A 5,485-nucleotide genomic window follows, 5' to 3' on the forward strand; every position below is an offset into this window, starting at 1 on the left:
ACGCGCCCGGCCTATCCGCCACCGCCAACGGCAACGCCGGTACCGCCACCGCCGGCGACGCGCCCGGCCTATCCGCCACCGCCAACGGCAACGCCGGCGCCACCACCGCCGACGCCAACACCAGTGCCTCCTGCGTATCCCTGAGGCGAAGATCTGGCGTAAGTGCAGTGACACTTGTATCCGGTAGATACCGGATACAAGTGTTTATCGTTTCAACATATGAGAACGAGTAAGTCCGTTACAGCACTACCACTTATTCCGGTTTCTCGGTGGACTGGTCTTCTCATAGACAACGCTAATACGCTGCTAATCTTCTTCTAATCATCGCTGAGTATCTTCCCGGAATTGAGCGGATCTCCGCAGTTAAGGCATTGTGGTGGTGGATGTCGCACAGTTGAGAGGCTTCACTTGAGTAATGATCATTACCACAACGGGAGGTTGACGATGCGGCTTGTTCGCGTTATCAGCGCGCTTGTCACGCTGGCGTTGTTGGCTCTGGTCAGCGCAACGCCGGCGCTGGCACAAGGACGTGACCTCTTTTTCTACACTCGTTATCCCGCTCAAGAAGCTACCATTGGCGATGTTGTTACCTTTAAACTGACCCTTGGCACTGAAACGACGCCACAGATTGTGCGTCTCGGCGTGCGCGAAGCGCCGAATGGATGGAATGTTACCTTCCGCGGCGATGGACGTGTCATTCAGTCGGCCTACGTAGAGCCAAACAGCAACGCAACGTTTGACCTGCGCATCGAGCCACCATCAGACGTGAAAGCCGGTTTGTACCGCATGACTGCCGTGGCAACTGGCGTGAATCAGGAAGTGACGTTGCCAATTGAATTGAACCTCAAGGAGAAGACGGTCAACCCGGCTGGTCTCTCGTTTAAGGTTGATCTGCCGACATTGCGCGGTTCACCCAGCACTACCTTCCGCTACAATGTCACTCTCAAGAACGAGAGCAGCGAAGAGCTTCCGGTTAACTTGCTGGCCGAAGCGCCGCGTGGGTTGCAGGTCGACTTCAAGTTGTCGGGTCAGAGCGTTACTAGCGTGCCGTTTGGCCCCAACGAGTCGAAGAATCTGAGTGTTGAAGTGCGTGCCGTAACCGACATCCCTGCTGGCTCATATGAGATCGGCATCCTGGCCAGAGGCGGTGATTTGCAGGCGAATACCCGCCTGGTCGCCGATATTACCGGTCAACCGCAACTGATTCTGACGACGCCCGACGGTCGATTGTCAGGTGAAGCGCGGATCGGCGAGCAGACGGAAGTGAAGCTGGTGGTGCGCAACACCGGTAGCGCGCCGGCCCGCAATATCGAGCTAAGCGCCTCGCCACCGATTGGCTGGACTGTCGAGTTCGAACCGAAGCAGATTCCTGAGCTGGCTAACGATCAGTTGGTAGAGGTGACCGCTAAAGTGCAACCGTCGAATCAGGCTATTGCCGGTGATTATCTCGTAACCTTCACTGCCCGTCCCGCCGATGCAGCGGTGGCTACCAGCGAATTCCGCTTCACGGTGCTGACTTCGACGATCTGGGGGCTGGTTGGCATTGCGCTGATCGCCGTGGCCGTGGTTGGGGTTGGCGTGGCGGTGATGCGGTTTGGACGGCGCTGACGACCGGTCATACGATGGGGGCGTCGCCCAACCAGGCGGCGCTCCCCGGGCGTGCAGGAGGAATAGCTTATGACCGATGTAGTGGTTGAATGCCGCGATCTGACAAAACAGTACGATACCTTCACCGCTGTCGATCGGCTCAACCTGACGGTGCGCAAAGGCGAAATCTTCGGTCTGCTGGGGCCGAACGGCGCCGGCAAGACGACCACGATCCTGATGTTACTCGGTCTGACCGAGCCAACCGGTGGGATCGCGCGGGTGCTTGGGCTTGATCCGGCGCGCCAGCCGCTTAGCGTCAAAGCGCGGGTTGGCTATTTGCCCGATCAAGTGGGGTTTTACGACAATCTGACTGCGCGTGAAAATCTCAACTATATCGCCAAACTCAACGGCATTCGCGAGCCGGAGATGAGCCGGCGGATTGAGCAGGCCCTTGAGCAGGTTGGGCTAAGTAACGTTGCCGACCGGCGGGTGAAGACCTTCTCGCGTGGTATGCGCCAGCGGTTGGGTGTGGCCGAGATCTTGATCAAGCAACCGCAGTTGATCATTATGGACGAGCCGACCCTGGCGCTCGATCCAGAGGCGGTGCGCGAGTTTCTTGCCCTGATCCGCCAGCTTAAGGCCAACGGGATCACAATTTTGCTCTCGTCACACCTGTTGCAGCAGGTGCAGGCGGTTTGCGACCGGGTTGGCCTCTTCCACAAGGGGCGCATGGTTTTAGAAGGAACTGTGAGCGAACTTGCCCAGCGTGTGCTTGGTGGGGCCTATCGGATTCGTGTTGAAGCTGAGGGCGGCGACTTGGTGATGTCCGCGCTGCGTGAGCTGCCCGATGTCGTGAAGGTGTCGCAGCACGAAGCGCGATCCTACAATGTGGAAGCGCGTTCCGACTTGCGGGCTGAAATTGCGCGCAAAGTGGTTGATGTAGGTGGGAAGTTGCTCGGTTTGAGCATAGACACGCCGAGCCTTGATGAAGTCTATGCGCGCTATTTCCAGAAAGGAGCGGCCTATGCAGCAAGCGCGTAATATTGCAACTTCTCGCCAGCGCGAAGGATCTCCCTGGACGGGATTGTGGGCGGTCGTCGCCAAAGAGATGGCCGATTACCTGACCAGCGCCCGCATGCTGATCCTGGAGGCATTGATCCTGCTTACCGCATTTGGCACGGTCTACGCCGCTTCCCAGAATCTGCGCGCTGGCGTTGGCAGCGGTGACGATTTCTTGTTCCTGCGCCTCTTCACGACGGCTCGCGAGCCGTTGCCGGCCTTTGTCGGTTTTCTGGGCTTGTTGGTGCCGTTGCTGGCAATTGCGCTGGCGTTTGACTCGATCAATGGTGAGTTCAATCAGCGCACGCTCTCAAAGGTGTTAGCCCAGCCGATCTATCGTGATGCGTTGTTGCTGGGTAAGTTTCTGGCCGGGTTGGGCACGCTGGCGCTGGCGTTAACCGCAATCTGGTTGTTAATTGTCGGGATGGGCTTACTGCAATTGGGTGTGCCGCCGAGTGGTGAAGAGACAACGCGCATGCTCTGGTTCTTGCTCATCACGATCTTCTACGGCGGCATCTGGCTAGCGTTGGCCATGCTCTTCTCGATTGTTTTCCGTCAGCCGGCCACAGCGGCGCTGGCCGCGATTGCGATCTGGCTCTTCTTCACCGTCTTTTGGGGCATCATCGCCAGTCTGCTGGCGCGCGTGTTGCAACCGGTGCCACCGGGTGATACTCAGGCCTTGATTAATCAGATTCAACTGGAACTGATGTTAACCCGGATTTCGCCTAACACCCTCTTTTCTGAGGTGGCGTTAGCCATGCTGAATCCGGCAGTGCGCGCATTGGGGATTGTGCTGCCGATCCAGTTGCACAATGCCATTCCCGGCACGCCGTTGCCGGCCTCACAAAGCATTTTGCTCACATGGCCGCACGCTACCGGTTTGATCGCCGCTACGATTGTGTTATTTGCCATTGGCTATATCCTCTTCCAGCGTCAGGAAGTGCGAGCGTAAGCATTTGGATTTGGCCGACCGCATGGCTCTAGCAAGAGCTACGCGGTCGGCTTTTCGCTTATATCCCCCATAGTTAAAGACTCAGGCGCGGGGATCGCGCGATGTGATAGAGCACACTCTGCTACGCTTTCAGGTCGATCTCTCCATTGACCATTGCGCTAATCGTCGTACAATACAACTAGCTTTTGTCGGGTTCTGCCTTTGAACATCGAGGAGTAACAGGCAGACATGAACAACATTCTGGCGATTGCACTGGGGGCGGCGATTGGCGCCAACCTGCGCTACGGCATTGGGTTGTGGGCCTCGCAACGGTTTGGCACGGAATGGCCGTATGGAACCTTCATCATTAACCTGTTAGGGTGTTTGGGGATTGGTTTGCTGTTGACCATCATCTCAAACCGCGTGACTGTCAGTGAACCGATACGGTTGATGTTAGTGACCGGTTTGCTAGGCGGCTTTACGACCTTTTCAACATTTGGCTACGAGAGCTTTACCCTGTTGAGCGCCGGCAACTGGCTGGCAGCGCTGGGGTACATCGGCGGTAGTGTTGCAGGTGGCCTGATTGCAGTGATTATCGGCATCGGGCTAGGTCGGTGGATTGGCGGATAGGAGATGAGGAGGTCTCCAATGGAGCAGGCCTTGGCTCAGCAGCTTTGGATCTACATCGATGAGGGTGACAGTATGCAGGGGCGCGCCATCGCCTCGCGTATTGTCGATGTCCTGCGGGCGGCTGGCGCGCCAGGGGTGACCGTTTTGCGTGGAGTGGGCGGGTATGGGACGCATGGCGTCTTTCACAGCGATCTGCTGGTCGATATTCCGAGCCGATTGCCACTGGTCATCACCTGTATTGATCGCAGCGATCGCCTGCAACGGTTAATGCCCAAGCTCGGTGAAATTGTGCAAGAAGGGTTGATCGTGCTCTCGCCGGTGCAGGTGGTGAAAGTTGGTCGGCGGGCCGGCGGTGTCTTGCCGACCCATCTGACGGTTGCCGACGTTATGAACCACGATGTTGTGTCGGTCACACCTGACACGCCGGTCGCTGAATTAGTGCGTCTGCTGCTCGAGCGGGGGTTGCGCGCGATGCCGGTAGTGGATGATCATCGCAAGGTGATCGGGATTGTGACCGATGCCGATCTGTTGCAACGCGGAGTAAGCCAGTTGCCGTTGCATTTACAGCAGTTGCTGCCGGGTGAGGAACGGGCAGCGCAACTGGCAGCCATGGCAACGCGGCCTGAACGGGCAAGCGATGTCATGACGCCGAACCCGACCACTATTCTGGCTACGGCGAAGCTGGCGCAGGCCGCATTGTTGATGACCGAGCATGACCACAAGCGATTGCCGGTCGTTGATAACGATGGTCGGTTGGTAGGCATGCTCAGCCGGTCTGACCTGTTGCAAACGGTGGCGAACAATTTTGCCATCAGCGCCGAAGCGTTGCCGGGCGCCGGCCAGGGGCCAGCCAGGACGGTAGGCGAAGTGATGGTGCGTGAGGTGCCTACCGTATCGCCTGATACGCCGCTGATCGAGACCCTGGATCGCATTTTGTCAACACCTCGCCGGCGCGCAGTCGTTGTTGATGCCGACCGCCACGTTGTCGGGATTATCAGTGATGGCGATATTTTGCGTCGAGCAATGCGGCCAACCACGCCCGGTTTGTTGCAGCGTTTTGCTATCTGGATCGGGGGTGGCGCTCGTCCGCCCGAACTCGAACTGGCGCTGAAGAATCAGGTGGCCGCCAGTGTGATGAGCAGTCCGGTGATAACCGTCACGCCGGATACGCCGGTATCGGCGGCGGTGGAGCTGATGATTGCGCGCCGGATTAAGCGGTTGCCAGTGGTCGATGCCGATCATCGACTGGTGGGAATGGTGGGACGGGCTGCGTTGTTG

5 protein-coding genes are annotated in these 5,485 nt (G+C 58.0%); all 5 read left to right on the forward strand.

Annotated elements, in window-relative coordinates:
• Nucleotides 1-444 precede the first annotated feature (444 nt).
• Nucleotides 445-1,608 (forward strand): NEW3 domain-containing protein, encoded by a 1,164-nt coding sequence (locus Q0650_RS15410; protein WP_298820533.1) that lies wholly within the window; start codon nt 445-447, stop codon nt 1,606-1,608.
• A gap of 69 nt (nt 1,609-1,677) precedes the next feature.
• Nucleotides 1,678-2,628: an ABC transporter ATP-binding protein gene (locus Q0650_RS15415; protein WP_298820534.1), complete on the forward strand. Its 951-nt coding sequence runs from the start codon at nt 1,678-1,680 to the stop codon at nt 2,626-2,628.
• Nucleotides 2,612-3,598 (forward strand): ABC transporter permease, encoded by a 987-nt coding sequence (locus Q0650_RS15420; RefSeq protein WP_298820535.1) that lies wholly within the window; start codon nt 2,612-2,614, stop codon nt 3,596-3,598. Before Q0650_RS15415 ends, Q0650_RS15420 begins: the two co-directional genes overlap by 17 nt.
• Before the next feature lie 228 nt (nt 3,599-3,826).
• Nucleotides 3,827-4,207 (forward strand): fluoride efflux transporter CrcB, encoded by a 381-nt coding sequence (gene crcB / locus Q0650_RS15425; RefSeq protein WP_298820537.1) that lies wholly within the window; start codon nt 3,827-3,829, stop codon nt 4,205-4,207.
• 18 nt (nt 4,208-4,225) lie between these two features.
• Nucleotides 4,226-5,485: DUF190 domain-containing protein (locus Q0650_RS15430; RefSeq protein ID WP_298820539.1), on the forward strand; the 1,260-nt coding region annotated here is incomplete at its 3' end.

It is taken from the genome of uncultured Chloroflexus sp., assembly GCF_937129525.1.
Lineage (GTDB): Bacteria > Chloroflexota > Chloroflexia > Chloroflexales > Chloroflexaceae > Chloroflexus.